At 53.1% G+C, this 25,911-nt stretch carries 27 protein-coding genes; 6 read left to right on the top strand and 21 right to left on the bottom strand.

Translation table 11 applies throughout. The features are described 5' to 3' along the window. The first annotated feature begins 246 nt into the window (after positions 1–246). Positions 247–1,194, top strand: a complete 948-nt coding sequence (locus BVU99_RS24810; RefSeq protein ID WP_047740636.1) for a zincin-like metallopeptidase domain-containing protein — start codon at positions 247–249, stop codon at positions 1,192–1,194. Positions 1,195–1,491: 297 nt separating this feature from the next. On the opposite strand, the gene BVU99_RS24805 is transcribed toward BVU99_RS24810, so the two are convergent. After that, complete coding sequence (locus tag BVU99_RS24805) at positions 1,492–2,286, bottom strand: helix-turn-helix transcriptional regulator (RefSeq protein WP_047740638.1); 795 nt, start codon at positions 2,284–2,286, stop codon at positions 1,492–1,494. An 86-nt stretch (positions 2,287–2,372) separates the two neighbouring features. Between BVU99_RS24805 and BVU99_RS24800 the strand changes: the two genes are divergently transcribed. After that, entirely contained in the window at positions 2,373–3,563 is a 1,191-nt protein-coding gene (locus BVU99_RS24800; protein ID WP_047740640.1) for a CynX/NimT family MFS transporter, read from the top strand. Between the two features lie 78 nt (positions 3,564–3,641). Here BVU99_RS24800 and BVU99_RS24795 read toward each other — a convergent pair. Both BVU99_RS24795 and BVU99_RS24790 read right to left on the bottom strand, forming a co-directional pair. Next, positions 3,642–4,801, bottom strand: a protein-coding gene (locus tag BVU99_RS24795; protein ID WP_089575847.1) for an IS3 family transposase whose coding sequence is annotated in 2 segments (ribosomal slippage) — positions 3,642–4,543 and positions 4,543–4,801 — 1,161 coding nt in all. Because the reading frame shifts where the segments join, the coding sequence is not laid out codon by codon here. Between the two features lie 236 nt (positions 4,802–5,037). Next, a complete protein-coding gene (locus tag BVU99_RS24790) occupies positions 5,038–5,925 on the bottom strand; it encodes a LysR family transcriptional regulator (protein WP_047740646.1) in 888 nt (295 codons plus the stop codon). Between the two features lie 142 nt (positions 5,926–6,067). On the opposite strand from BVU99_RS24790, the gene BVU99_RS24785 reads away from it, so the two are divergent. The 3 genes from BVU99_RS24785 (at position 6,068) to BVU99_RS24775 (ending at position 8,914) form a co-directional block, all read left to right on the top strand. After that, positions 6,068–7,465, top strand: a complete 1,398-nt coding sequence (locus BVU99_RS24785; protein WP_047740647.1) for an amidohydrolase family protein — start codon at positions 6,068–6,070, stop codon at positions 7,463–7,465. A gap of 14 nt (positions 7,466–7,479) precedes the next feature. Next, positions 7,480–7,953, top strand: coding sequence for a DMT family transporter (locus BVU99_RS24780; RefSeq protein WP_012539997.1), 474 nt, complete (start codon positions 7,480–7,482; stop codon positions 7,951–7,953). A gap of 100 nt (positions 7,954–8,053) precedes the next feature. Further along, complete coding sequence (locus BVU99_RS24775; RefSeq protein ID WP_047740649.1) at positions 8,054–8,914, top strand: SMP-30/gluconolactonase/LRE family protein; 861 nt, start codon at positions 8,054–8,056, stop codon at positions 8,912–8,914. A 105-nt stretch (positions 8,915–9,019) separates the two neighbouring features. Here BVU99_RS24775 and BVU99_RS24770 read toward each other — a convergent pair whose 3' ends face one another. Then, positions 9,020–9,973 (bottom strand): aromatic alcohol reductase, encoded by a 954-nt coding sequence (locus BVU99_RS24770; protein ID WP_047740651.1) that lies wholly within the window; start codon positions 9,971–9,973, stop codon positions 9,020–9,022. Between the two features lie 69 nt (positions 9,974–10,042). Here BVU99_RS24770 and BVU99_RS24765 point away from each other — a divergent pair, with 69 nt between their 5' ends. Next, a complete protein-coding gene (locus BVU99_RS24765; protein ID WP_197769050.1) occupies positions 10,043–10,477 on the top strand; it encodes a helix-turn-helix domain-containing protein in 435 nt (144 codons plus the stop codon). 145 nt (positions 10,478–10,622) lie between these two features. Here BVU99_RS24765 and BVU99_RS24760 read toward each other — a convergent pair whose 3' ends face one another. From BVU99_RS24760 to BVU99_RS24685, 17 genes are all read right to left on the bottom strand, one after another. Continuing rightward, the gene (locus BVU99_RS24760; RefSeq protein WP_224251940.1) at positions 10,623–11,528 is read right to left on the bottom strand and encodes a site-specific DNA-methyltransferase; all 906 of its coding nucleotides are present in this window, start codon (positions 11,526–11,528) and stop codon (positions 10,623–10,625) included. A gap of 18 nt (positions 11,529–11,546) precedes the next feature. Then, positions 11,547–11,672 (bottom strand): hypothetical protein, encoded by a 126-nt coding sequence (locus tag BVU99_RS25380; RefSeq protein ID WP_256376340.1) that lies wholly within the window; start codon positions 11,670–11,672, stop codon positions 11,547–11,549. Further along, positions 11,665–12,468: a MobC family replication-relaxation protein gene (gene mobC, locus BVU99_RS24755; protein ID WP_047740652.1), complete on the bottom strand. Its 804-nt coding sequence runs from the start codon at positions 12,466–12,468 to the stop codon at positions 11,665–11,667. The genes BVU99_RS25380 and mobC overlap by 8 nt, the downstream gene beginning before the upstream one ends. An 8-nt stretch (positions 12,469–12,476) precedes the next feature. Beyond that, the gene (locus tag BVU99_RS24750) at positions 12,477–14,213 is read right to left on the bottom strand and encodes a type IV secretory system conjugative DNA transfer family protein (protein ID WP_099817080.1); all 1,737 of its coding nucleotides are present in this window, start codon (positions 14,211–14,213) and stop codon (positions 12,477–12,479) included. Positions 14,214–14,981: 768 nt separating this feature from the next. Next, positions 14,982–15,284, bottom strand: a complete 303-nt coding sequence (locus BVU99_RS24740) for a TrbM/KikA/MpfK family conjugal transfer protein (protein WP_071844520.1) — start codon at positions 15,282–15,284, stop codon at positions 14,982–14,984. 60 nt (positions 15,285–15,344) lie between these two features. After that, a complete protein-coding gene (gene virB11, locus BVU99_RS24735; RefSeq protein ID WP_047740656.1) occupies positions 15,345–16,364 on the bottom strand; it encodes a P-type DNA transfer ATPase VirB11 in 1,020 nt (339 codons plus the stop codon). Further along, positions 16,354–17,658, bottom strand: a complete 1,305-nt coding sequence (gene virB10 / locus BVU99_RS24730) for a VirB10/TraB/TrbI family type IV secretion system protein (RefSeq protein WP_047740658.1) — start codon at positions 17,656–17,658, stop codon at positions 16,354–16,356. The genes virB11 and virB10 overlap by 11 nt, the downstream gene beginning before the upstream one ends. Next, entirely contained in the window at positions 17,655–18,545 is an 891-nt protein-coding gene (virB9, locus tag BVU99_RS24725; protein ID WP_187143591.1) for a P-type conjugative transfer protein VirB9, read from the bottom strand. The genes virB10 and virB9 overlap by 4 nt, the downstream gene beginning before the upstream one ends. Next, positions 18,542–19,225 carry a type IV secretion system protein gene (locus BVU99_RS24720; RefSeq protein WP_047740661.1) on the bottom strand — a complete coding sequence of 228 codons (684 nt, stop codon included), beginning with the start codon at positions 19,223–19,225 and terminating at the stop codon, positions 18,542–18,544. The genes virB9 and BVU99_RS24720 overlap by 4 nt, the downstream gene beginning before the upstream one ends. After that, positions 19,218–19,358, bottom strand: coding sequence for a hypothetical protein (locus BVU99_RS25210; protein ID WP_047740663.1), 141 nt, complete (start codon positions 19,356–19,358; stop codon positions 19,218–19,220). Before BVU99_RS25210 ends, BVU99_RS24720 begins: the two co-directional genes overlap by 8 nt. Before the next feature lie 88 nt (positions 19,359–19,446). Continuing rightward, entirely contained in the window at positions 19,447–20,478 is a 1,032-nt protein-coding gene (locus tag BVU99_RS24715; RefSeq protein ID WP_047740665.1) for a type IV secretion system protein, read from the bottom strand. Positions 20,479–20,549: 71 nt separating this feature from the next. After that, entirely contained in the window at positions 20,550–20,825 is a 276-nt protein-coding gene (locus tag BVU99_RS24710) for an EexN family lipoprotein (RefSeq protein ID WP_047740666.1), read from the bottom strand. Between the two features lie 11 nt (positions 20,826–20,836). Next, on the bottom strand, positions 20,837–21,565 hold the full coding sequence (locus BVU99_RS24705; protein ID WP_047740824.1) for a type IV secretion system protein: 729 nt from the start codon (positions 21,563–21,565) through the stop codon (positions 20,837–20,839). A 22-nt stretch (positions 21,566–21,587) separates the two neighbouring features. Then, positions 21,588–24,335: a VirB3 family type IV secretion system protein gene (locus tag BVU99_RS24700; protein WP_047740669.1), complete on the bottom strand. Its 2,748-nt coding sequence runs from the start codon at positions 24,333–24,335 to the stop codon at positions 21,588–21,590. A gap of 11 nt (positions 24,336–24,346) precedes the next feature. Continuing rightward, on the bottom strand, positions 24,347–24,625 hold the full coding sequence (locus BVU99_RS24695) for a TrbC/VirB2 family protein (protein ID WP_047740671.1): 279 nt from the start codon (positions 24,623–24,625) through the stop codon (positions 24,347–24,349). Continuing rightward, a complete protein-coding gene (locus BVU99_RS24690; RefSeq protein ID WP_047740672.1) occupies positions 24,622–25,266 on the bottom strand; it encodes a lytic transglycosylase domain-containing protein in 645 nt (214 codons plus the stop codon). The genes BVU99_RS24695 and BVU99_RS24690 overlap by 4 nt, the downstream gene beginning before the upstream one ends. A gap of 72 nt (positions 25,267–25,338) precedes the next feature. Further along, on the bottom strand, positions 25,339–25,560 hold the full coding sequence (locus BVU99_RS24685; protein ID WP_040206867.1) for a hypothetical protein: 222 nt from the start codon (positions 25,558–25,560) through the stop codon (positions 25,339–25,341). Positions 25,561–25,911: the final 351 nt, after the last annotated feature.

The raw sequence follows: 25,911 nt of genomic DNA, 5'->3' as shown, positions 1-25,911 counted from the left end.
CCCCAACCCCCAACCCCCTTTCACCACTCTGGAACAAGGGGCGCTACGCCCGCCTATGCAGGAGCAGTTTTTCTCCAGCGTGATTTTCGTTCCCGTATCAGCTTCCGGTTAATCGTTTCCCAACACAACCCGTCCCGCAAGGGTAAATGGCACGCATTCTGCGCCCTTGCGGGACGGAACGATGCCGGGAAAGCGAATCGTCAGGCGATACGAAGACGAAAATCACACCACTGACGGAGAAAAAACATGACCATTTCCCTGCATACCACCCAGACTAGCGCCCCTAACACCGCAGCGGCGACCAGCTTATCCCCGCTGGAGCAGTCAGGCTCCTCAAAAACGAAGTTTTCTCAAACCAGAACAGATATTTATCAGACCGTCACCGACAACATCATTGCAGCGCTTGAAGTCGGTGTAAAACCATGGTCTTGCCCGTGGCAACGGGTGCCGGGCATGTCTGGGTTGCCTTGCAACTTCGCAACCGGTATCTCGTATAGCGGAATGAATATCATGCTGCTGTGGTGCAGTGCGTCAAAACAGGGCTTCGGTGATTCACGCTGGATGACCTACAAACAAGCACAGGCAGTAGGTGGGCAGGTTCGCAAAGGCGAGCACGGCACGACAGCCATTTTCTATACAACCTTAGAGAAAGAAAACGAATATGGTGGAATCGACCAGATCCCGATGCTGAAAACTTTCACCGTGTTTAACGTTCAGCAAATTGACGGCTTGCCTCTGACAACTGAAACAGTCAGCCCGGAAGCAACCTTTGACCCATTGCCGAAGGCTGAAAATCTGTTCCAGAAGAGCGGCGCAAACATTATTGAGAAAGGACAAAACGCCTTTTTCAGACCCTCAACTGATGAAGTCTGGCTACCAGAGCGCTATCTGTTTTCAGATGCAGCCAATTTCTACGCCACTGGACTGCATGAACTGGTGCACTGGAGTGGTGGTAAAAGCCGCCTGAATCGCGAGATTAAAGGAAAATTTGGTAGTGAGGATTATGCTTATGAGGAGTTGATCGCCGAGCTGGGAAGCGCGTTCCTTATGGCGGATCTGGGGATTCTCGGAGAGGTTCAGCACGAAAGCTATATCGCTTCCTGGCTGAAAGCACTGAAAAACGACAAACGCTATATTTTCAAAGCCGCCAGTGCGGCATCAAAAGCACATCGTTATTTGATGGATAAAGCCTGAGGGCAGGGGCAAGAAGCCGCAAAGGAATGTGGCTTTGACAATATATTCTTGTGGGCAGAGTCGTGGTGGTGTTAAAGGTATAACCTCCCTACGAATTTTTCGTGGCACTGTGTGTCAGGAAAAATTCGCAGGCTGCGGGGGCGGGCGGCAAAGAGCCCGCTCATCACTTTAGATGTATAGGCTCAGACTTGATCTGGCCGTGTTCTTTGTTATAACACGATTCAGCATGACGGTCGGCAACGAGCGAAAAGCGGACGCTGGTGTTCTTTGAATAAATCCGCCTTCTGTGCTTGTGTACTAATCCAGGGAAGAAAAATATTGCGTCGGTGATTTACCCAGCGCTTTTCTGAACATCGTAATAAACGCACTGACCGAATCATATCCCAGCGTTCCGGCTACGCACTGCACGGGCTGACCTTCAGACAGATGGCTCAGGGCAATCATCAAATGCAGTTGCTGACGCCAGCGACCAAAGCTCATTCCTGTCGCCTCTTTTATCAGCCTGGCCAGAGATCGTTCGCTGGTAGCAAGATGAGCAGCCCACTGTTTTAACGTCCTCCGGTCATCAGGATCATTAAAAAGTGCCTCAGCCATAGTCCGGATTTTAGGATGGTCGGATCTCGGCAGGTGGAGCGTTTTAACCGGCACATCCGGTATATGTTCCAGCAGCACCGCTGCCAGCCTTGCGGTCTTACTGTCAGGCGAATAAGCATGTTCCTGCTCTGCAAGATACAGAACAAGCTCGCGGACCAGAGGTGTAATCGCTATGGTACAGCAGACTTCTGGCATCGCTGCCGTGCCGGGCTCGATGAATAAAAAGCACGTGTCTGCATTCTTCGTGATCCGGCAACGGTGGGGGATTTCTCCCGGAACCCAGACGGCATGTCCCGGTGGAACAAGCCACAGCGCATCCTCAACCTCACAGCGCACTGCACCGCGCAAAGAGAGAATAAGTTGCCCCTTGCGATGAGCGTGCGGACTCTGCCCGGCATACTCGCCTGACGATGATACATGCAGGGCGATAGCGGCCTGACTGAAATCATCGGCATTAAACTCTTCCGGCGAGGTCACGGATTTTTTATTAACTGGCATGATTTAGCTATATGTTGTCAGGTTATCTATATTCTGTAACTCATGCGTCCTTTAAAGTCTTTCTTTTTTCAGAGAAAGCAAAACTTATGTCCCACACTACGAACAAGTGGTCTTCAATCCTACTAGTGACCGGCATCCTTTTTATCGCCATTAACCTGCGTGTTCCTTTTACCGCTATCGCACCCGTTTTAGAGTCTATTCGCCATGATTTTGACCTAAGTATCACGGCCGTTGGGCTGCTTAACTCGCTGCCTTTACTGGCCTTTGCCGCCTTTTCTCCAATGAGCGCATCGATTTCCCGCAAGTACGGCCTGGAACGCACCCTTTTTGGTGCCCTGGTCGTGATTTCAGCGGGGATTCTGCTTCGCTCAACAGACAGCGTCTGGGCGCTTTATGGCGGAACAGTGTTAATTGGTATCGGGATTGCCCTGGGCAATGTCCTGCTGCCTGGCCTGATCAAGCGTGACTTTTCCGGCAACGTGGCTTCCGTGACGGGAGCATATTCCATCACCATGGGCGCCGCTGGCGCCATTGGCTCTGCCATTGTCATTCCTCTGACGCAGAGCTGGGGCTGGAACATCGCGTTAGCCATGTTGGTTATTGCACCGCTCCTTGCGTTGCTTTTATGGTTGCCGCAGTTTAAGAAAAAGCATCAACTGCCAGTAGCAGGTGAGAAAAAAGCAGCGACCGTTGCGGTCTGGCGCTCGTCTCTGGCGTGGCAGGTCACCTTGTTTATGGGCCTGAATGCGATGCCGTTTTATGTTGCGGTCGGCTGGCTGCCAGCCATTCTGACAGGCAGTGGGCTCTCCTCAGCTCAGGCTGGTGAGGTACATGGTATCCTTCAGCTTACCACCGCCATTCCCGGCTTGATTCTGGCAGCCACGCTGCGTCGTCTTAACGATCAGAAATTAGCCGCTGCTGGCGTCAGCCTGTTAACCGCAGTGTCCTTTATTGGCATCCTTTATTTGCCAAATCTGGCGATGCTGTGGGCTGCACTCCTCGGCTTCGGCTCGGGTGCCAGCATGATGCTGGGTCTGACCTTCATCGGGTTGCGCACTACAAACGCTGGTGATGCTGCCGCGCTGTCAGGTATGGCGCAGAGTATCGGTTATCTGATGGCGGCGATGGGACCGCTGTTGCTGGGTAAAGTACAGGAGTTGTCCGGAGGTTGGACGGTGCCATTACTGATGACCACAGCAATCTCAGTTGCAGGAGCCTGCACCGGAATGGCTGCCGGACGAGATGCGCACCTGGAACCTGTACAGCAGCCGGGCTGAATGGGTTTACACAACAGGGTACCAGCTGATCCTCTGCGGCGGATGCTTTGATCTTACCCACGTGAAGTGGACACGTCCCTAAGCGAGGGTCTGGTTTTCGAACTGTTCCGGGCTGAGGCCGCCGCAGGCACTGTGACGACGCCAGCGATTGTAATCACACTCTATATAATTAAACACCGTTGCCCGCATCATTTCACGGCTGGTAAAACGTTCTCCATGGATGCATTCCACCTTCAGCGAGTGGAAGAAGCTCTCCGCGCAGGCGTTATCATAGCAGTTCCCCCTGGCGCTCATGCTCCCGTGCAGATTATGCCGCTTCAGTAGCGCCTGATAGTCCGCTGAGCAGTATTGCCCGCCCCGATCCGTATGAACGATAACGTATTTTGGCCGCCTGCGCCGCCATAACGCCATCTGAAGCGCATCGCAGGCCAGGTTTGCCGTCATCCGCGATGACATCGACCAGCCGATAATGGCCCGCGACCAGAGGTCGATGACCACGGCCAGGTACAGCCAGCCTTCAGCCGTACGTAAGTATGTGATGTCTCCCGACCACTTCTGGTTCGGGCCGCTGGCGTTAAAATCCTGCTTCAGCAGGTTTTCTGAGACCGGCAGACCGTGTTCACGGTAGCTTACCGGACTGAACCGGCGTGAAGCTTTTGCCCGCAGACCCTGACGCCGCAGGCTGGAGGCTATCGTTTTCACGTTGTATGTCAGGCCCTGCGCACGCAGCTCTTCTGCCAGGCGGGGTGCTCCGTAGCGCTGTTTAGCCAGGCTGAAGGCGCTACAGACCAGGCTGTCGCAGTTCTGTCGGAAGCGCTGGCGTGCACTGATAACTGTGCAACGGCTCCGCCAGGCATACCAGCCGCTGCGGGCCACACGCAGCACCCGGCACATGCCTTTAATACTGAACTCAGCCTGATGGTTTTCGATGAAGACATACTTCATTTCAGGCGCTTCGCGAAGTATGTCGCGGCCTTTTGGAGAATGGCCAGCTCCTCGTCCTTTTCAGCCAGCTGGCGTTTGAGGCGAGCAATTTCAGCTGCCTGTTCACTCTCGCGCTCAGAGGACGTTGCCTGATTTTTCTGCTTGCTGCGCCAGTTGTAGAGCTGCGATTCGTACAGGCTGAGCTCGCGAGCTGCAGCGGCCACGCCGATATGTTCAGCAAGCTTGATGGCTTCCTGGCGGAACTCCGGCGTGTGTTGTTTACGGGGCTTTTTGGTCGCCGTTGGTTTTGCCATATGAGTCACCTCTGGTTAAGAGTTTACTCACTTAGTCTCGTGTCCACTATTGCTGGGTAAGATCACTTTCCATCGAGGTTCTGAAGCGTCTTAATGGTACCGGAGCCATCTGTACTATCCCGATGAGCGGACTTTTCGGTGAAAAGGCCGCTCAGGGCGATCGCGGTCAGTAATAATATAATAAGCAAGCCTTATGACTGACTTTTAGTGTGCAACGGGGAGCTGTGACAGACGTATCAACTGAATATTTCATCTATCCAGTCTGCAAATGCACGTACGGCGGGTGAAAGAAAACGCTGATGGGGATAAAGCAATGCGACAGGAACAGACGACGGCTGCCAGTCGGCCAGGACTTCAACCAGCGTTCCTTTCTGAAGGTGTTCTGCCACAACGTTCTCAGCAAGCTGCGCCAGCCCGAATCCTTCGAGGCACATTTTTATATAGAGTCCCGTCTCGTTGACGGCTGCCTGCCCCCTGACGGGTACGGACAGCGTTTCTGTTCCCTTTACAAAACGCAATTCGTCTGTACGCCGGCTTTGTCCGGAAAAATAATGAATAGCCCGGTGATGAGATAAATCTTCAGGTGACTGCGGAATACCGTACTCCCTGAGATAATCGGGAGAGGCGCAGGTGATCCAGCGAAATTCTCCGAGCGAACGGGCTACAAGCGTGGAGTTAAGTAACTCTCCGGTTCTGATCACGCAGTCCACGCCCTCCTGAACCAGGTCAACCTGCCGGTCGCTGACGCCGATCATCAGGTAAATATCAGGATAACGGCTGTAGAACTCTTTCAGGTTTGGCATCACGAGGAAGTGCGCTATACCGCCGGGCATATCAACGCGTAAACGGCCACGGGGGCGCCTGTTCGAATCGGCCAGACTGGCTTCCGTATGCTCAATTAAGGCCAGAATTTCCCGGCACTGCGCCAGATACTGCATACCTTCCGGAGTAAGGCTGACCCGTCTTGTGGTCCGGTTCAGCAGACGCACCTGCAGATATTTCTCCAGGTTTTTGATGGTGCTGGTAACAGTAGAAGAAGGCAGGGACAGTGTTTCCGCTGCCCGGACAAAGCTTCCGGCCTCAGCCACCCTTATAAAAACCTGCATAGCCTGAATTCGATCCACCTGATTGCGCTCCTGAATAGCATGTGACGGTGATAACCATCATTATTCGCAAATTCTGAATGATGAAAACACGTTAGTCATCTTTTTCAGCTTAAATAGGAGGCGTATTGTTTTCCTTCTGAACCTGAAAGAGACAATTCAAATGACCGATTACAGCAGAAATATTGTTAACAATCAGACGGCAAATGCGCCGGTAACGCTGATCCGCGGTGCAACCATACTGAGTATGGATGAGAATGTTGGTAACTATGAACGTGGCGATATTCTTGTCACAGGGTCAACCATCACCGCCATCGGTAAGGACCTGAACGCCGAGGGTGCTCACGTCATTGATGCCACAAATATGATTGCTATGCCGGGGATGGTCGATTCTCATCGTCACGCCTGGGAAGGCCAGCTGCGCCGCATCAACCCCAACGCCACCTGTCTGGACGACTATAGCAATGCCACGCACTTCTCGTTTGCGAAATACTATCGGCCCGCAGATATCTATGTCGGTAATCTCCTGACGGCGCTGGGCGCGATTGATGCGGGTATCACTACCATGATTGATAACTCGCACAACAGCCGTACCGCAGCACATGCAGACGCCGCCGTTGAAGCCCTGCTTGATGCCGGAATTCGCGCTATTCATGCTTCCGGCGCGCCGGTAGCAGGCGAATGGGATAAAGCGCACTGGCCGGGTAACTGGCAGCGTCTGCAGGAAAAATATTTCAAAGACAATCCTGAGGGACTGGTTTCTCTGGGCGTCATGGCCCAGCTGGAGCCGGAATTGTGGGCCGAGGCCCGCCGGCTCGGGCTGCCAATCGTGACCGAATTCTTTGGCGCTGAAATGGCTTCAGAGCTTAAATCACTGCATCAGCAGGGCCTGCTGGGCCCGGACAATATCTTCAACCACTGCACAGCACTGCCTGATGAGGGCTGGGAAATCCTGCGTGAAGCCGGCGTACGGGTGAACGTCTGTCCGCGCTCAGATTCGCACTATGGCATTGAAAGCGGGATGTTTGCCATTGAGGCCGCGCAGCGCCACGGCATCAATCCTGGCCTGAGCGTGGATAACGAAACGTCTTACAGCACAGATATGTTTATGGAAATGCGCGTGGCGTTCTATCTGCAGCGAGTAATGGGTATGCATAAGCAGCACTGCTGTGATTCAGGGCATTCTCTGACAACGCTCCCGGCAGCGCAGCTGCTGAAGTCGGCAACCGTCGATGGTGCGACCTGTGCTGGACTACAGGATAAAGTGGGTAGCCTGACGCCAGGCAAACAGGCCGACCTGATCCTGATTAACGCTGCTGATCTCAATCTCTATCCGAACGGGAATGCCTTCGGGACGGTGGTGCATGCAACTGAACGCAGCAACATCGATACCGTCATGATTGGCGGGCGCATCGTCAAGCAGAACGGCAAAGTTCTGGGCGTGGACAGCGAGCGTCTTCGTGCTGCCATCGATGAATCACGCGAACACCTTTTCGCCGCCGCCGGGTATGAGCCGGACATCTTTGCGGAGAAATTCCTGCCGCTGGTACAGGCAAGCTGACAGGGAATAACAGCATGAGCGCGATTTATTACGTAATAGCTTTTGCAGCGGGTCTTGGTATTACTTTGCAGACGACCCTGAACAGTCAGCTCGCAAAAGGACTCGGGGGCGATCCGGTCACCGCCGCGTTCTTTTCCTTTACGGCCGGGGCGTTGAGCCTCGGGATTTACTCGCTGCTACGTGGAGGGTTATTTAGCTCTCTCGCTGCTATTCCTTCGCAGCCAGCATGGAGTCTGGCGGGCGGCCTGATCGGTGCCTGTGCGTTGTTCAGCTACGTGGTGCTGGCACCGAAAATCGGTTTTTCAGCCCTGCTCGGGCTGGCAATCGTTGGGCAGTTACTCTCGTCGCAGATGATTGACCATTTCGGTCTGCTGGGTGCTGTACGGCGACCGGTTTCGCTGCTCAAACTGGGGGGCATGCTGGTCATGCTGGCAGGACTCGCCATCATGCTTTTTGGTGACAAACTTTCAGCGCGTTTTTTGCCCTGACAGGGTGGGAATAGCTTGTTACTGCCGTCTGCCATAGTGCAGATGGCCTTACGCTTTTGGTCAGGCGCGATGCGAAACTTTTATATGCGGGAGAAATAACATGTTTTCAGTGGCTGCTGATGCCAGAAATTTGCTGGGAGAGTGCCCAATCTGGTGCGAGAGGACACGCAGGATTTACTGGACTGACATTGAAGGCAGCGAGCTGCTTGCCCTTGAAGAAGACACCAGTGTTGTGATGCGCTGGTCCCTGCCTGAGCGCCTCGGATCGTTTGCACTTACTGAACATTCTGACGTTTTACTGATGGGACTGGCGTCCCGATTCGCCTTCTGCGATCTGAATACGGGTATCTTTACGCCGGTTGTGGCGTCACCGGGAGGACCGGGAACACGGACAGGGGATGGTCGGTGCGACCGCGAGGGTAATTTCGTCTTCGGGACCATGGATGACGGATACCCCGCGAAAGTCATAGGAAGATTTCACAGGCTAAATGCAGCGACACTCAGCATTGAGACGCTACCCCTGCCTGAGGTGGCCATCCCGAACAGCATCTGTTTCAGTCCGGACGGCAGCACGATGTATTACTGTGACTCGATGCAGGGCCGTATAATGTGCTGTGATTACCCCTCTATGAATAACCAGCGCGTGTTCACTGCAACAGAAGGAAAGGGGGCGCCTGACGGCTCCTGCGTGGACGCAATGGGCTATGTCTGGAATGCCGAATGGGGAGGAAGCCGTGTTGTACGTTATCGTCCGGACGGAACGACGGAGAGTATCCTGCCCTCTCCAGGAGTTCAGAGCACTTGCCCGACACTCGCGGGAGAAGCATTCACAACGCTGTATTGTACCAGTGCCAGCGTGGGTCTTTCTGTGCCGTCAAGGCATGATGGAGCGTTGCTAAGAGCGGAATCAGCCGTATTCCCCGGTTTACCGGAGAGCCGGTTTTCAGCTCACACAGCGTAACCGCTTTGCTATCAGTGCCAACAGGGGGAACAGAGTCTTTCTCTTCACCATATTCGGGTAGGTAGGAGAAAGACTCTGGTATTTATTACAGCAGCTTAAATACGTTTATAATGAGCTGCCCGGGGTCAGGTTTGCATTTATCCAGGCTGCCACGTCGGTAACCGGAATGTTATGGCGTTCATTGAATGTCTGCTTTTTATCCCATGCAACTCCCCGCCCCTGTGCAAAAACGGCACGATACTTAGACATCATGTCTTGCGGGTTGAGCGCGAGTTTATCCATCAGATATTGTTCGCTCCATTCCGTGCAGCTGAAAGGACGGCCAAGCGCTGATTGCAGCTTATCTGCTACCTCTGCGTAGGTCAGTGTATCACCGGCGATATACACAATTTCATTCCGGATGCGAGGAGTTTTAAATACGATCGCTGCCGTCAGCATCCCGATATCATCGGGAGTTGTCAGCGTCATGGTGTTGTCAATACTGCCGAGTGCGTGAACAGTATCGTTCTGCAGATCGACCACACCGAAGTCTGGTTCGAACAAATAGCTCATAAAGATGCCGGTCGAAATGATGACCCACTCAGTTTCATGCTGGCTGCGTAGTAAGTCACGCACGTCAATCTGCGCGTCGAAGATGTCTTGTGGACTGCCGCGTCCGATGGCATCAAAATCGGCACCAAACTGCCATGGGAAATAGCGTGGAATCCGCGCCTGCAGGGCCGCCTGCGCCAGTTTCATCGGTGTATTTATGCCGGCCGCGTACCCCGTGCAGCCAACGACTGTGTCAAATTGCGCAAAGAGGCTGGCCAAATCGTCGACAGAACTCATGACGAGATCGCCCGTGACTATATTGATACCGAGGTTTCTGATTTCCGTGATAACGAATTGTTTTCCAGGTTCATCTGACGTTACGGTGCTTTCGCGCAGCAACACGCTGATTTTCGTTCCCTCCACATCTTTTGCCCGAAGGGCAAGATTTCGCAGAACGGGGAGGCCCAGCTCACCGGCACCGAGCACGAGGATATTTTCAGACGTAGTGTTAAGAGCAGTTTTGTTCATAATCTGGCCTTACAGGAATTGTTGAGCCACTCTAGCAATTCATAACAGGCTAAAAAAGAAGGTACATGCATGATACTGGGAGCTAGTGAGATGGTTCGGGAAGAGATTCTTCAGTATTCGCAGGCTGTATGTAAGGGTCTGAGAGACGATGATGATGGTTTGCGGCGGGAAGTGCTGACTCATGCAGGAAGTCGCTGGTCGCTGGGTATCGTCAACACGCTTGGCGTTTATGGCAGACTGCGTCATGCCGAGATTGGCAGGCGTATGCATGGAGTGACTCAGCGTATGCTGACGCGCACATTACGGCAGCTTGAGCGTGACGGACTGGTTATCCGCCATGATTTCGGTGAGGTTCCTCCGAAAGTCGAGTACGAGCTTTCTGATACGGGGATGGAGCTGCTTGTTCGTATGATTCCGCTATGGACCTGGATTGTCGAGAATGCGGATCGTTTCAGGGAAGACAGGCTTAAATACGACAAACAGAGCAGCATCCCAAGTTCTTAACAAGTTTTCAGGGTAAATGGTAACTTTACTTTGTTCAAGATCTGCTTCTGGCACAAAGCTGTCTGTTAGGTTAGGTTATGGCCTTGAGCCATAAAAATGTTAGCTCAAATCTTCGCTAACATTTTTAGAGGCATTTTACCCGAATTCAATTGTCAATGTGTATTCCTGCATCGCCAGAACGAGCCATGGTGCTACGTGCTGCCGCAATACGCCTGCGAGCAATTTCCACATAATCCGCTTCGCGCTCAATACCGATGAAACAGAAACCTTCCATCGCCGCAGCTTTACCGGTACTTCCACTCCCCATAAAGGGATCAAGTACAGTGCCGCCTGGGGGAGTAACCAGGCGGCAAAGGTAACGCATCAGCTCGGTGGGCTTTACACATGGATGATTGTTACCCTCACCACGGTCTTTTTTGCTGGATTTTGCACAATAAAAGAACCAACTGGCGCTGCTAATTTCTACCTGCTGAGGGTTATCCCGGAACCAGGCAAGTACTGCATCACTGCCATCATGGATAAGATTGGCAGGCCATCGGCCATCAGGGTTTCCTTGCCTGGCGATATCCCCAGCACCTTTATTTCTGCCTTGCCACATGTGGTTAGGATCGGAACCTCCCGGGCCATTTGGATAATCATAGGGTGATTCTCCTTCTGCCAGAGGGATCCTGCATTCACTGATGTTCAGAACGCCGGTACCATGCGCGCATAGATTCGATTCTATAGACCAGTTGAATGACTTACGGGCAAGGGTAATCGGCTCCAGTGCCGGTTTTAACGCATGGTGAGATTTAGGAAAGCCCGAACCGTATACCCAGCCCAACATTCCGTCACGTCCAAATGTCGCGTCCAGTAATTTGAGCTGATCCGGCGACAAACTTTCAATGAGGGCCTGAGCAATGTTGCTGGTTTCGTAGAGAAATACGATCATGTCACGTATTTCAAAGCCCGCATCCTCAATACGCGCTGCCATCCGGTGTTGAGTTCGGGATCCCGAGAAGGACAGTAGATGACCACCGGGCTTGAGTACGCGCAGACATTCTTCCCAGATGGCTTGTGAGGGAACATCTTAGTCCCATGTCTTACCCATGAATTTAATACCATAAGGCGGGTCGGTCACGATGCTGTCCACAGAGTTGCCCGGCATATTGCGCAGTACGTCAAGGCAGTCGCCATGAGTCAGAATATCATGCATGGCGTTCCCTCCCTTCATCATCACCGACAGATGGGGAGGGGGGCCCTTGTTTATCCTTGACACTATTTTCCAGTTCATCGAGGGCGCGGAAGATAAACATTTCTCGGTTCTTCACATCAAATGGAACAGGAACGCTCTTTCTCATCACCGTCCTGATGCTGCCAAACAGCCTGACCAGCGACTCCTTAGTTTTATCATCCGGCATAACATATATCACGTAATGCCAGCGTCCGGCGTCGCTGGCGGTCAGATGACTGTTAATGATGCTGATGTAACGGGCGCGGGTTTTCATCGTTCGCTCTGTTTCCACTGCAACGATGGCACCGCTGCTTAAGGTAATAATGCCGTCCGGTCGGTGCCGGACGCCTGGGTATCGCGACATAAATTCTCCCCGGTCGCCGTTAAGCCAGCCTGTGCCACCTTTTTCCTCAAGGGCGATCCTTACCCGCTGGTTTAACAGTCGATGTTCCAGCGTCGAGTTTTTGAGTTTGCCCGGCTCAAAATAGGCGGGGAAAACCCTGTCATTAGCGCTAACCACCATTGCCAGTCCCTGCATGGTGATCCCCCACAATGATTTTTTCCCGGTCAATACTGGATACTCATGTTTATTCAGGAGACCCATTGAAACCGCTTTATTCAGCAGGTTATACATCGCATGGTTATGTTTCCCTTTATAGCCAACAACTCTTTTTAAGGTCTGGAAATCAGAGAACGTTTCCTCCTTGAGAAAATACAGCAATGCCCGCATTCTCCGTTTAGCGGCTTCATTTCTTTCAGCAACGTTATGAATAAGCATTGATAGCCTCACAGGTTAATGGAGGGTTTATGAATCTGATTTTCTTTTTCGGTATGCGGCGGGTTTTTATGTTCAAATGAAAACAGGTCGATATATTGCTTATTAGCTGGAATGTGGAATAGCTTGGTTGCCTTCGCCAGATCGTTCTGGGTAAAAACAAAACCAACAAATTTGGGGAGGTTAAGCAACATGTTGCTGTCTATATAATATCGTTCAGCCTGGCGGATCATCCTGTCCGTTTCCATCTTCTCCGTCAGGGATATATCTGTTTTAACTTTTCTCATTTCATCGTCAACCAGAATAGAGCCTGTCATCCTTGCCACCCAGTCGGCGGTGTCCGGATCGCGAAGGCGATAAACAAGCATAAACTTGCAGTTCTCAATCACCGAACCGGCAACGGCATCACCCTCCAGATCTGCCGGACAGTCATATAGATCTTTTACCGACTGGTGAGCCATGATGATATGTACACCTTTGTCCCGCGCTGCGCCAAGTCCCTCAAGTGCAGGGCGGGACAGGTGATACTTGAGTTCATCAAGGAAAATAGCGACAGGACGAGGTTTGCCTTTTATCCGGTCACGCGTTTCGGCTATCTGAATCAGGCGGGTTAAAATCATTCGCTGAGCCGATATGATTTTCTGATTACGCATCGAGCCGATGATGTAACAGCAACCGCCCTCATCAAATATTTTCTTTAGTGAAAATCCCTTATTGGCATTAATGGAATTCACTAAAGCGATTTCTTCAAGCTCGCCATAAAAAGCAGGCACATCTTCACTGAGGGATTTCACAAAGTCAGTGTTAAATAAGTCGCGTAACGTCATTCCCTTTTCATAAATAGCTGCCGCATTTCTGGCTGCGCGACGGTCGGCGATACGGTAAAAGTCAGCACCTTCGCCTTTTTTACCCAGGCTGAAACCGGCGTTAAACAGCTCCTCCAGTTGTTCATGAGAAATATCAGCCAGTAAATCAAGCTGAAAATTAAGATCATTCAGGTTAATAAGAACAAATTGTTTTCCCGCTTTCTGACAGGTTTCCCGCAAAACATGTGGTGCCCACTCATCATTTTTAGGATCTTCGACAAATACGCCTTCACCTGAAAGTATTGCCTGATAAAGCAGTACACAGGCACTGACTCCTTTACCAGAGCCAGTGGTGCCGATAAGGTCTGCGTGCTGAGTTTGAAATTCTTCGGGGGTGATATATTGCGGCTGATCATCTTTGTCCAGCCCGATAAAGATACCGTTATTCAGGTCAATATAATCCAGCGGATTATACGCAATGCTGTTAGGCAACATGTCCCTGACTTCACGAACATCCGTTCTGACATTTCTTTCCAGTTTACTTTTTTTAATCATCCGGTGTTTCAGACTGTCGACTTCTCCGGCCAGCAGCCTTCGGGCAGTAATATGAAAAGCCAGACCGGCAAGCGTAAATCCGACAGTCAGTATCCAGAGTGATAATCTGAGCAGGATGTCATTATCGAGCGCTTTAAAGAAAAAACTCAGCCCCTGAATGGTCAGCGGTGACAGAGTACCGAATATGAAAAAGAAGGTGGATACACCCACTACTGATTTTAACCAGAAGGGGGCATTTTTTCTTTCTTCTATTGGCAGGTGAAATATAAATGGCAGCGTCAGCCCGGCAAATATGGACAATATTACCGGGTTGTGTTGCAGCCACAGCAGAAAAACAGAAAAGGCATCCGAAAAGGCATTCAGCCTTTGCATCAGATGAGTTTCCATTGCAGTGATCTCCGGTCTGATTTCGGTGTGGCGGGCGCATCATATGGGCGTCACCGATGGACGTAAAACCCCACGCCCATACGCGACGCTCATCGATGACGCCCATAAAAGGATGAAAAGCACTGAACGCCTCCGGCGCTCATGCCCGTTATCCGCGCCTTCAGATACCAGCCGACCCGTGGTCGTCAGTCCCCTGAAACGCCCGCATGACGGGCAACAGCGTGTTTCCTTTGTCCTGGCTGTACGCCCTGACAGCCGAAAACATGGGGGCAATGTCTTCGCTGAACGCTGCGTCAAATCCCCCAAGGTCAAGGGCGGCACACCGTCGCACGCTACGCGCGACCACCCCCTTTAAGACGGTCGCTTTCGCCTTTTTCTTCCCTTTGCTTGTTCCTCGCAGCGGGAATAAAAGGGAAGCTGACCTTTAAAGAGGGTGGTCGCGCCACGCTACCGGCTTTGGGCCGGAGACTTAGCCGCGACGGTGTGCGGGGCTGTGCCCCCCGGGTAAACCGCTGTCGTGGGCGACAGCTTTTCGCTCGCCGGGGCGGCGAAATTTATCCGGCTCCCCCCGGCCTGCAAAATCCGCGTGGGCGCGGCTGTTTGCAGGTGAGGCGCGGTGCCTGAATTATTTTCGCTCCTTAACCCGCGAAAATATTTCTGTCCGCTGCCTCATTTTTACGGCCCCTGTTTCTTCGCTCCTTAATCCGCGAAAAACAGAAGCCGTAAAAACCTGAAAACCGTCACGCCCTTGCGCCCGGTCCGCCAGTATTAACCACGAACGCGGCCATATTTACTGATAATCTGGCTGATAGCTGCCGGGTTTGCTGAATCACATTCAAGTAAAAACGATTTTCTGGCATCAGCCGTATGGTCAGGAAGAAAGCCGTGTTTATTCTTTTTCACGATATTAAAGAATGCCCGTTCAGCGGAGTGACATTCACTGCCGCCGCTGTTTCCCGTTGTTTTACCGTACATGCATAAAACCACTTCGCATGCATCAGCGGCCATTGCGGATGTTGAACATGACGCCATAACGCCGAGAAATAATAAGGAGAGTATGACTTTCTTCATTTCAGTGACCAGTATGATTAATGAAAGGTTGCGTATTTAGGGTAATGTTATTTACCAGAGTTATTTTCTGAATGTCTCTTTCATGCCATTTAAATGAACTGGCTTAAAATAAATATCATGCATCCGGCGAATATCGCCGTGTATATCAATGCTGACGATGACATCAATGCTTTTTAGTACCTTGCGTAACAGCACATCAAAAGGAATATTCCGGCAGTCGGGGTTTTCATAGCAGCGGTCAATGATCCCTTCAATACATTCTTCCGGGCTGCCCGCATGCAGGGAGGTGATTAATCCCTCATGCCCGGAACCAATAATTTTCAGCGCGTCCCATGCCTCTCGCCCGCGAATTTCCGCCAGCAATATCCGGTCAGGGTTCATGCGATAATTAGCACGGATCAGTCTGCCGGGCGTGACAATGGCGTTGTCCCCGGCATCCGCCGGGTAAAAAAGATGAACATAATTGGCGTGGTGATGAAAACGGATTTCAGGATTATCCTCAATCGTTATCAACCGGAGATGCAGCGGAATATAATGCAGCAGCGTTTTCATATAGGTGGTTTTGCCGGAGCCGGTTTCACCCACAATAAAAATCGTTTTGCCGTATTCCACCGCCTTTTCCATAAAACGGGGGATGTTCCCGCTTTGATATAACTGAACCAGTGCATCATCCTGGCTTTCCGTTTTCTCCTGACCAGCCACACGCTGATAAAATCCTGCATCAATCCATGACTGATGTGTTTTCTGCTCAAACGAAGGCTTGCGCAGCGTAATGGATACCGTATTACGCTCACAGGCCGGGGGAATAATCGTCTGAATACGTTCGCCGGATTCGAGAGTGGCCGACAGTATCGGTGACGTATCGTCAATATTATCGTCCTGCCAGGACGCCAGCGCTCTGGCAAAAGCATGACACTGACGCAGCGTGACCGGGGATTCATGCCGCTGCCATGCCCCCTTTATTTTGGTGTGCAGTTCCCCCGGTCGGTTAATCGCGATTTCGGTCAGCCCTTCGACTGGCAGATAATCACCGAACAGCTGATTTTTCATAAAATCCAGTGACAGGTTTTCAGCGCTCATACCATTTCTTTTTCAGCCGTAGTTGATAAACAGAGGAAAAATCAATATCCGTACCGGTCATGATGCCGATCACATCGCCCTGGTTCAGGTACATCGTGGGCGGGATACTGATGCTGTTTTCCAGCGTCGTTTTCGCCATTTCCGCCGTGGCGGCACGGGTGTTTTCGGTATAGTCGGTATTGCGGTCTTTACCCGGCGCGGCCTCTGATGCCGCTGCCGCCACGTCCTGCACGGTACTCAGCATCAGGGCGTTGCCGAAACGCTCCCAGAAATGGCTGTCGATCCAGCCCGCGATCCCCGCCTCACCGAGCGGGCCGGTGGCCTGCGTATCGGTGAGCGGGATTTGCAGGCTGCCGGGCTCTGGCGTGCGCAGCTCCGTCCACAGCACAAACATCCGGCTGCGCCCATGTTGCAGTGCGCCGGTGCGGTAGACACCACGGGCGACCGTTCCTGCCGGGATCAGTTTCACATGGTTACTGGCGCTCCAGACATTTTCACCGATCAGGCAGGAGATATGACCGCCAACATCGGACACGAAGCGCCGCATCATCGAACACGGAATATAGTGATCCACCGGGATATAGAGATCGGGATCAAGGCCCAGCCGCCTGACACCGGTGACGCGGGCAACGCCCGGATTGTCGTTGTTATTGCTGCCTGCCGGTGCTGTCGTATCCGGGCAGCGCAGGCGTCCATCTTCGCCACTGACCAGTACCGACTGACAGGATGTGTACGCCGTGGAGGCAGACAGGCTGTCCGACGTTCCCGCGCTGTTGCGCGGTTCGCTACGGGACGTGTAGGCATTGCCGCCAGCCGTTGTGCTGCTGTTCAGCCCGTCTGCAAGCGCTGCAGCCTTGTTCAGGGCGGGCGGTTCCGCTGGCAGGGCTGGTCCGGTAGTGACGGTCTGACGGGCCGGGTCTGCGCTTTTCTGCCTCCCTGGCCCGAACAGGCCAAACGGGTTACTGTCCATGCCCAGATTCTTACGCTCCTGCTGCACCGCCCCGGAGGAGGGCGGCGGCGCGGTGTCAGATTCTTTCTCATCACCCCTTTTCAGGGCGCTGAGAAGACGATCGCCACCGGATGCCAGCGCGATGACCAGGACCAGACTCAGCAGGCTGACGATCAGCGTGCGGCGACCGGACGTCTTACGGAAACGGGTCACTTCCGGCTGGCCGGGCGGCGTTTTCTGCTCCGACTCCTGATATGCCATTGCCGCGCGGGCGCGTTCGCGGGCTTCTGCTTCACGTTCTGCGGTGGTTTTTTTCGGTTCGTCCGGGAAAAATTTGTCGGTCATTTTGCCTCCAGCGTAACGGAGGGTGAAACAGTGTCACTGTTGGTCAGCGGGATACGCCCGGATCCGTCGTTTTCGACCCCCACCACCGAGGTGCCGTAACGCAGAACCAGCTGCGTCGATGCCGGAACCACCACCACGGTGTAACTGCCCCGTTTAACCGTTCCGGGCGTGACCGCCTGCTCCTGGCCGTTAACCACCCGGAAAACGGAAGGCAGGGTCTTCGTGGGGGAAAAACCGATATACGCGAAACGACCGTCATCCCAGGTAAAGTCCGGGGCGATGAAGGCTGAGCCTGCTGCCACCCGTTTTGTATAGCGCCAGTTGCGCGGAGTGGTAGCCTTCCCGAATGCCGCCGCTATCCGCTTGCGGTCCAGTGTTTCCTGCTGTCGTTGCTGACGGGTGGCGCTGGCAGCGGCTGACTTTTTCCTCTGCTCATCGGGATAGCGGTAGCGGATAACAAATGCCTGAACGGGCGAGTCTTTATCCAGCACGTTCAGCTCCAGGCTGTAATCGCGCTTCGAGGTCACCACGAACAGATTGGTTTTCCAGTCTTTTGCCGTCGGCAGAAACACCTGGCTGACGGTGTTGCCGCTGGCATCCGTGACCGGCTGGGTAATCGGGTTCGGGCTGACGCCCACCCGGTTATCGCTTTTCGTCACGGTCCAGCCTCTGGGAAAACCCGCCTGCGCATCGATAACGGTTTCATCATCGTCAAACACCAGCATGGTGACGTAGCCGGGGCGGGTACTGACGACCGTGGCGTTCTGGCTGTTGTACGTGACGTTCTGCATCCGGCTGTCATACGCGCTGCCGCGCGGTGTCGCGGAGCTCCATGCCACACATGACACCAGTAAACCCGTGAGGAGCAGAATGTATTTCAGCATCATTCCCCCCTCAACTCTTTGTCGCGCTGGTAGCTGGTGACGATAAAGCCCAGCGGGTTCACTTCGCGCTGGCTGTCGGTCAGTTGCCGGTGCGGGACGTAGCGGTATGTGAGGCGGATATTCCAGACATCCGTTTTCACGGAATTATCAGCAATACGGCGGATAGTGCGCTTGATACGCAGGGTTGCCAGATTATCCGGCCCGGTGGCAGGCGCATGCACATTGGAAATAATGTCGATATCAACAACATATTCCGCCTTGTTAAAAATCACGTCCGGTGCCTGGTCACCGTTAAACCCGTCCAGATAGTCCCGGTTCACACTGTCGCTGTTAAATAACTGCACGTCGTCATAATCACGCTGGAGGGAGAAATAATTATATCCCTCGCGGAGTCTGACATAGTGTGCTGCCAGTGAATGCGCCAGTGCCTTTTCAGACGAAATATCCCGCTCCTTCACGCGGGTCATATATTCATAGCGCCCGGTCTGTTTATCCACTGACCATAATTCAGTGTCGGTGGTTTTCAGTGGCAGCAGAATAATAATGGCCGCAATCGGCATTGCGGCCAGAATCAGTCCGGCAGCGGCCACCCGCCAGGCGGTTTTTCGGGAACGCTCTTCCTTTTCCAGCAGGATGGATTCAAAAGAGCGGGAAACATTAACAATGTTCTGAATATCAGACATGGTGAGTGAGCTCCTGAATGATGGTGGGGGAATTTACCGGCTCGGGTTCGCCGGATACCGGCGGGAGGTTGCCCTGATGCCGTGCGCAGCCCGTGAGCGCGCACAGCATCAGAAGGAAGATGCTGAATTTCATGGAACCCCTTATCGTATGGATGCAGGAATGCCGCACCGGTGGCGCAGGCCATGGCTTGACGGGGAAAGGAAATTAAGGGTCGGGAAGATTAACGGTGACGCTGCCGGTTCAGGCGTTTCATGCTTTCGATGGCGGCGGCGCGTTTCTGCCAGGCGCTCACGGTTTTACCCGCGCCTGCGCCGGCGAGCCTGCCGGCCGCCGCGGCGGCGGCCATGCCGCCTTTCGCAGCCAGGCGGGCTCCGCCCTTTACCCCCGGCCCGGCGAGGTCGGCGGATTTGTTCGCCAGTCCGCTCAGGCCACTCATGGCGGCACCCTGCAGCACTGCCTGTACGGCGGCCCCGCTGAGTGCGCTGGCGAGCTTCGCGGAGAACCAGACCACCACACCCGCCGCAATCCCGGCCAGCAGGCACTGCGCCGCCAGTGTTACCATATTGGTTTCAGCGGATGTTTTTGTTGCAGCATCCAGTATCTTATGCAGGTAATTAATGGCGATACGGATGGATAAGGCAGAAAACATGATCGTTAACATTGCCGCGAAAATTGTTCTCAGCCAGTTATCGAACATCGGCTTAAGAAAACCGTACAGCAGGCAGAAAATAAAGAGCGGCGCGGTGGTCGTCATTAACAGGATGGTGATTTCGGCGAGCAGATTGACAAAGGTGGCTGCCATTAGCAGGACAATAGAGCCGCCCCATACCAGGACTTCGGCAAGGCCACCATTCAGTTTGACGTAAGTTGAGGTGTCCATATTAAATAACTTTTGCCCCAGCGCCTGTGCCTTTTCCCAGACGGTATCGAGCAGCGCCCAGACGTTATCATCGCCGCTGATACCGTCTTTGAGTCCCTGGATAGCCGCTACCGCCATATCCAGCCAGCCATCAAGATTTAACGCAAAGGTGGTGATCAGCAACATGCGGCCCACATCCCAGGCGACATCTTCAACCGGGGTCCGGAGTTTGCCAGCCAGCGTCTGATAACCGCGAAACAGTATAAACAGGGTAAAAGAGCTGACGATGATGACGCTGATCATCGTGCCGTAAGTGGAAGATTGACCTTCCAGTACGGCATTCAGTCCATCCATGATGTTTTTGTCCATACCAACAAAAATGCCACCGGACATGGTGCCTCACCTGATATATAAAGAAAGGATATAGAAAACAGGGAGGACTCCCTGTTTTGCTGGAGGAAAAATTACTGTGTCACTGCATTTCGTTTTTCAGCTTCCTGCTGAAATATCGCCTCGAATTTCTCCTTAACCCCGGGCTGGCCTTCCTGTGCAAACATAAGTGCTGCCCGGTGGGCAAATTCGCAGTTATCGCTTGCCTCACCATCCTTCAGGCATTGCGTATAAACCACATAAGTTTCGTCAGGATGCTGCTTATACCAGGCTTCGGATTTGGTTTCCTGGCAGCCGGACAGTAATATCACGCCTGAGAGTGTGTATAAGGTGAACAATGATCTGAGCACGGATAACCTCCTTATAAATTATTAAGGTCAGCAACAGGAGCCGTTAGCTGCTGCTGTTCAAAGGCTTTCTGTCTTTGCTGTTCCAGCAATGTCGTTCGCTGTTCAGCCTGTCTGACAGACATCTCCCACTGATTCGTCAGCGCATTTAACTGTACGCTTTTCGCCGCGATGGCGTTAGCCAGATCCTGAGACTCTTTCGAGTCCTGCGCATTCGATATACGGTCAGATAAGTCTGATATATCGCTGAGTGTGTTGTTTATCCTGTTTTCAACGTCAGTGGTATTCTCAATCGCCATTGCCTGATTGAGGATCATCTGTTTGCAACTGTCGGCCAGGGCCTGAGACTTTATTCCTTCCTGTTCCTCGCTGCATACGCTGAATGATTTGTATTTATTGTAAAGGTTTTGCAGTTCAGCAGAATATGAGCTGTTTTGCGTGGTCAGCAGATCATCCAGTGAAATACCGCTCTTACGGAGATTATCAATATCGGTTTTCAGGCTTCGGGCATCGCTGAGAAAACCCTGAATATCCCGCACGCCGGTTGCAGTAGCTAACTGTTTTTTATACGCATCAAGTTCACTTTTATAATGGGTAACTGTATCCTCCCATTGCTGTAATTTCTGCATCCACTGGTTACTGGATTCGGTATTCTGCACGGCGTCGAAAACCGGTATTCCGGCGCTGAACGCCTGCGTCGGGAAAAATAACGATAATGCCAGAAAGGTGTATCTGGTACGCATATCAATGACCTCCGTATGAATATCAGATTGCCCGCTCAAGGAAGGTTTCTTTCCATTCATCAGGTCGCATGCCGTCCTGATAAATGGCATCGAATATTTTCAGGTTGTCCTCACTGCCGCTGAGGAGCCGGGTGAGTTTACCCAGCCCGGACAGATCCATTTTTGCCATCGCCACAAACGGGCGGGTTTCCCCGGCCCGCAACGGTGTTTTCAGGATGACCATGTAATGCTCGCCCGGATCCAGATTCCTGACCGTGTCATAAACGCTGTCCGGCACTTTCATTTTTTCCACGTAATCCGCATGACTGGCCTTCGGGTTGGCGAGGAAAATCTGGGTGCCGCACTGTTCAATAATCGCCGGGGCGATGGGATGTCTGACGATTTCATCCGGTGACTGTGTTGCGGGGACGAATATGCCGTTCAGCTTGCGGATAACTTTCAGCATATTGAGCGAGAAACGGGAAAATTCGACATCGGACAGCCAGCGCCAGAACTCATCCATAAACATCACCAGGCGGCGACCGTCCAGCAGGCTGGTCACGCGATACAGCAGGTAAAAGGTCACGGGGCCGCGTATATCGTCATCATCCAGAAATTCGGTGCCGTCGATACCAAAGTTATCGACATCGCTGATGGTGAAAGTATCAGCCTCGTTATCAAACACCCAGCCGAACTCGCCCCCCTGCGCCCACTGTTTCAGGCGAATACGCAGCCCGTTGGTGCGGGCGTCTGTGGTCGGCGGCTCCGGCAGCACTTCCAGCAGCCGGGTGATCCCGAACCGGCGGTACTCCGGCGGATAGCCCAGCATGATGGTGTCAACGGCGGCACTGATCCGTTCCTCATCGCGTGGATCGAGCGGCTTACCGTTACGGCGGCACAGCATGCGCACCAGCCGTTTGATGAAACTGATGTTCCGGCGGGTTGGCTCCAGCGCAAACGGGTTGAATCCGGTGGGCTCGCCGGTACGGATGCGGAAATAACGCCCGCCCGCCTGGCGGATCGCCATCTCCGCCGCCCGGTCCTTATCGAAATACACCGTGGTCAGCCGTTTGAGGGTGGCAGAAGGCGCGAATGTCGCCGGGTTGCGGTACTTCTGCATCAGTTGTTGCACGACCGTCATCAGCAGGGTTTTGCCGGAGCCGGTTTTCCCGATAATTGCCGTATTCCCTGGCGTTTTCTCACCGGTGTCATCCCGCCCGGCCTGGCTGTCGTGAAGGTTCAGGTAATACCCGCCACCGCCGGGCGATGTGAGGATGGCGATGGCTTCCCCCCACGGATTGCCGCTGCGTTTGTGGGGATGGAAGTTATGCAGGCAGGCCATATCGGCAAAATTCTGGCTGCTGACGGCTACCAGTCGGGGACGCAGCGTATAGACGCCCGGCAGTTGCGCCAGATATGCGGCGGGCAGTGACAGGGTGGAGAGCGTCGTCATAATACCCAGATCGGCGAAGGGCTGGGCCAGAACGTTAGTGTCCTTCACCACCTGTCCGGCACTGTCTGAGGAGATCAGCAGGGAAAAGTGGAATTTACCGCACGACACATGCCCGGACTGGAGCAGGTCGCGCAGGACAATCAGCTCTTCGCGCTGGGAAGTCGCGTCGTCGTCCGTGGAGTTAAGTCGTTTTTCCGCCAGCCGGATATGATTCTGCGTCTCATCCCGTGCCATGCAGGTAAAGGACTGCGTCAGAACATACTCGCTTTCGGCGTACAGCAGCGCATCCAGCATACCAGTATGGGTTTCCGGGGAATAATCCTTAATCTCCAGGCTGCGGAAGAAGCGGGAACCGCTGACCGTCTGGCATTCACCGGTGTCGGTGGTGAAAAAGACGTCTGGCGTACTGAGCGTTTCATAAAATGGTGAGCGCGTTACGGCCACTTTCTGCCACTGGCCGGTAAGCAGACGATGGAAGAACGCCAGTTGTGAGGAATACACCCGCCCGTTTTCTTCATATATCCCCAGCGGCGTTGCCATATAGCGGGATAATGAAGATTCCAGTGCTTCGCGGTATTCCAGCATGATTTTGAGCGCGTCATCCAGTGCTGCCTGGCGTTTACCGTACGACTGCGCTTTCATGGTTTTCTTCTCAATCTGAGAGAACGGCGCGTAGCAGACGGTGAAAAACAGTCGGTGCCGCCAGAACGGTTTTTCTTTTACCGGCTGGTAATACCGCCGGGTCACGTCATCGGAAAAGGGAATACCCGAACAGGCTTCAAAAGCATCATGGTATTTTTCACGAAGCCGGTGAATATAGAATGTTACCGGCAGACCCTCATACGAACGAATAACGTTATTCAGGTGCGTAGCCATCAGGGTCAGGTGATGTTCGTCTTCACATTCAAAGACCGTGCCGCCCAGCTCCCAGGTGGCAACCAAATCACGGTGACGATTTCTGATGACGTAGAGGTGAATATGGGAGGAATACGGAATATATTTATCCAGCGTAATACGCTCGCTTAATTTCATTTTCTGAATAAACTCCGAGATATCAACGTTATCGTACTGGTTTGCCAGCAGGGCATTCGCGCCAAAATGGGTGTTGGTGAAAAGCCGTCCACGGGTTTTAAATGCCAGCCAGAGCAGACTGAAATAATGAATGTCCTTTCGGGTTTTATTTTTCATTTCCGCCCAGGCAGGAATGAGCAGAACCGCCAGGTAATAGCTGACATAGACCGCCAGCAGGACGATGGCCCCGCTGACGAGAACGAACGGCACCAGAGGAATACCCATAATGGCGGCAGGCCGCGTAAGCGCTTTATTCAGCGTAGCCATCGTTGTCTCCCTTATGACGCCCAGTAGGCACCGAAGCCGGATGCACCGACAATCAGGATCGCGCCGATGATGACGTTACGCATGTCGTGCAGGCTCTTGCCGTCGAACAGCACCTTGTAGCCCACCCACATGGTCGCCAGCGTGATGGTGACGGCGGCCAGTCCCAGCAGGCCGGTCGAGGTATTGCTCAGTGTTTCATTGGCCTTGTTAAAACCACTGTCCGCCGCCAGCACCGGGGAAGACAGCAGCACGGAAGCAACAGCGGAGTAACGGCGTTTACGCATGATCATTTCTCCTCATCAGGGATAACAGGGATAGCGCCGCGAATGACGGAACCGGGATAATGCAGGGAAGTCAGGATCGGCGCAGTGGCACCGGCAGGCTCGCCGCGCAGCACAACGGCGGGATAACGGACAGACGGCTGTGCGTTCCGGTCAGGGGCACGCAGCCGGTCTTTCCGCGTGGACGGGACGACATAGCCAATGCGCTGCACGTAGCTGGTCTGGTTAAAGGCGGATTCCGGCCGCTGGCCGGTTTCAAAGTTGCCGGAGTAGTAACAACTGAGCGCCCGTTTCAGTGTTCCGCCGCGCCGGTAACAGTCGGCGAGAATGCGCTCAAATACCGACAGATTGATGCAAGGGTTAAGCAGGTCGCTGGCCGTGACGCCGTAATGGCGGAAATTGATGCTGGTGATTTGCATAAGGCCGACCGAATAGCGTCGGCCCTGTGCAGCCAGCTGTCTGGTGAGGCGGATCGCCTCCGGCAGACTTGTGGGGAAATGTGAAATCACGCCCCGGCTGTCTGGCAGAATTTCAGCAATGGCGTAAGGGTGGAAACCGGATTCGACCCGTGCGACATCAAGCGACGTGGACGGGTGAATACTGGCGGCGCACTGCACCGCCAGTGCCAGAAAGGCAGTGGTGGAAAGCATGCTGGCCTCGTAACAGAGAGACCGGCGGCTTATAGAAAAATACGCCGCCGGGGGAGAAGAAGAGAAAATGGATTAAGCGGCAGAGGCATCCTGTGAAATGTCACTTTCTTCTCTCGGTTCAAGTAGCACCAGTCTGCCGGAGACGGCAATACCGGGTATCAAAACGATATTCAGACCGGGCTTGCCGTTATGTGCGAAGGCCACGCCAACTTTTGTCCAGTACGTGTTTTTTTCGCCCTGAGCATCGGGCTGGCTTTCCTGGGTAACAAAGACGTGATAAACGGGTTTTCTCATGGAATTTCCTTTAATTAAAAACAGTAAATGAAATAAACCAGTCACATCCCGGTTCTGCATTCCGGTTTTAACGGGTCAGCGAGAACATTCAGCGGCACCCTGAATTGTGGTTACGTGACAGCCCGATCCATTTTGTTAAAGAGCAATACCCGGCCCGGACGAATTAACGTCCATCTGGGCAACCATGCTGTAATGGCAATTTCAGGATCGGATATTTAGCACAGGATATAAACGAAAAACTCAAAATAAAAAGAAGAGAGATTAATAAATGGAAAATTTAAGATGCTATGAGAAGGATAAAAGTATAAAAGTATAAAAGTATAAAAGTATAAAAGTATAAAAGTATAAAAG

It is taken from the genome of Serratia sp. OLAL2 (genome assembly GCF_002752475.1).
In the GTDB taxonomy this organism is placed as follows: Bacteria; Pseudomonadota; Gammaproteobacteria; order Enterobacterales; family Enterobacteriaceae; genus Serratia; species Serratia bockelmannii.
Note: the sequence above shows the minus strand (reverse complement) of the source record. Positions and strands in the feature narration are given on the sequence as shown.

What these genes read in the sequence shown, in the direction of transcription:
- BVU99_RS24690 (WP_047740672.1), bottom strand. Translation starts at nt 25,266, where the DNA reads ATGCTTTCCACCACTGCCTTTCTGGCACTGGCGGTGCAGTGCGCCGCC.
- BVU99_RS24805 (WP_047740638.1), bottom strand. Translation starts at nt 2,286, where the DNA reads ATGCCAGTTAATAAAAAATCCGTGACCTCGCCGGAAGAGTTTAATGCC.
- BVU99_RS24810 (WP_047740636.1), top strand. Translation starts at nt 247, where the DNA reads ATGACCATTTCCCTGCATACCACCCAGACTAGCGCCCCTAACACCGCA.
- BVU99_RS24720 (WP_047740661.1), bottom strand. Translation starts at nt 19,225, where the DNA reads ATGTCTGATATTCAGAACATTGTTAATGTTTCCCGCTCTTTTGAATCC.
- BVU99_RS24750 (WP_099817080.1), bottom strand. Translation starts at nt 14,213, where the DNA reads ATGGAAACTCATCTGATGCAAAGGCTGAATGCCTTTTCGGATGCCTTT.
- virB9 (WP_187143591.1), bottom strand. Translation starts at nt 18,545, where the DNA reads ATGATGCTGAAATACATTCTGCTCCTCACGGGTTTACTGGTGTCATGT.
- BVU99_RS25210 (WP_047740663.1), bottom strand. Translation starts at nt 19,358, where the DNA reads ATGAAATTCAGCATCTTCCTTCTGATGCTGTGCGCGCTCACGGGCTGC.
- BVU99_RS25380 (WP_256376340.1), bottom strand. Translation starts at nt 11,672, where the DNA reads ATGCATGATATTCTGACTCATGGCGACTGCCTTGACGTACTGCGCAAT.
- BVU99_RS24740 (WP_071844520.1), bottom strand. Translation starts at nt 15,284, where the DNA reads ATGAAGAAAGTCATACTCTCCTTATTATTTCTCGGCGTTATGGCGTCA.
- virB11 (WP_047740656.1), bottom strand. Translation starts at nt 16,364, where the DNA reads ATGAGCGCTGAAAACCTGTCACTGGATTTTATGAAAAATCAGCTGTTC.
- BVU99_RS24775 (WP_047740649.1), top strand. Translation starts at nt 8,054, where the DNA reads ATGTTTTCAGTGGCTGCTGATGCCAGAAATTTGCTGGGAGAGTGCCCA.
- BVU99_RS24695 (WP_047740671.1), bottom strand. Translation starts at nt 24,625, where the DNA reads ATGATCATGCGTAAACGCCGTTACTCCGCTGTTGCTTCCGTGCTGCTG.
- BVU99_RS24700 (WP_047740669.1), bottom strand. Translation starts at nt 24,335, where the DNA reads ATGGCTACGCTGAATAAAGCGCTTACGCGGCCTGCCGCCATTATGGGT.
- virB10 (WP_047740658.1), bottom strand. Translation starts at nt 17,658, where the DNA reads ATGACCGACAAATTTTTCCCGGACGAACCGAAAAAAACCACCGCAGAA.
- BVU99_RS24785 (WP_047740647.1), top strand. Translation starts at nt 6,068, where the DNA reads ATGACCGATTACAGCAGAAATATTGTTAACAATCAGACGGCAAATGCG.
- BVU99_RS24770 (WP_047740651.1), bottom strand. Translation starts at nt 9,973, where the DNA reads ATGAACAAAACTGCTCTTAACACTACGTCTGAAAATATCCTCGTGCTC.
- BVU99_RS24765 (WP_197769050.1), top strand. Translation starts at nt 10,043, where the DNA reads ATGATACTGGGAGCTAGTGAGATGGTTCGGGAAGAGATTCTTCAGTAT.
- BVU99_RS24705 (WP_047740824.1), bottom strand. Translation starts at nt 21,565, where the DNA reads ATGCGTACCAGATACACCTTTCTGGCATTATCGTTATTTTTCCCGACG.
- BVU99_RS24685 (WP_040206867.1), bottom strand. Translation starts at nt 25,560, where the DNA reads ATGAGAAAACCCGTTTATCACGTCTTTGTTACCCAGGAAAGCCAGCCC.
- BVU99_RS24715 (WP_047740665.1), bottom strand. Translation starts at nt 20,478, where the DNA reads ATGTCCGGTGGCATTTTTGTTGGTATGGACAAAAACATCATGGATGGA.
- mobC (WP_047740652.1), bottom strand. Translation starts at nt 12,468, where the DNA reads ATGCTTATTCATAACGTTGCTGAAAGAAATGAAGCCGCTAAACGGAGA.
- BVU99_RS24780 (WP_012539997.1), top strand. Translation starts at nt 7,480, where the DNA reads ATGAGCGCGATTTATTACGTAATAGCTTTTGCAGCGGGTCTTGGTATT.
- BVU99_RS24800 (WP_047740640.1), top strand. Translation starts at nt 2,373, where the DNA reads ATGTCCCACACTACGAACAAGTGGTCTTCAATCCTACTAGTGACCGGC.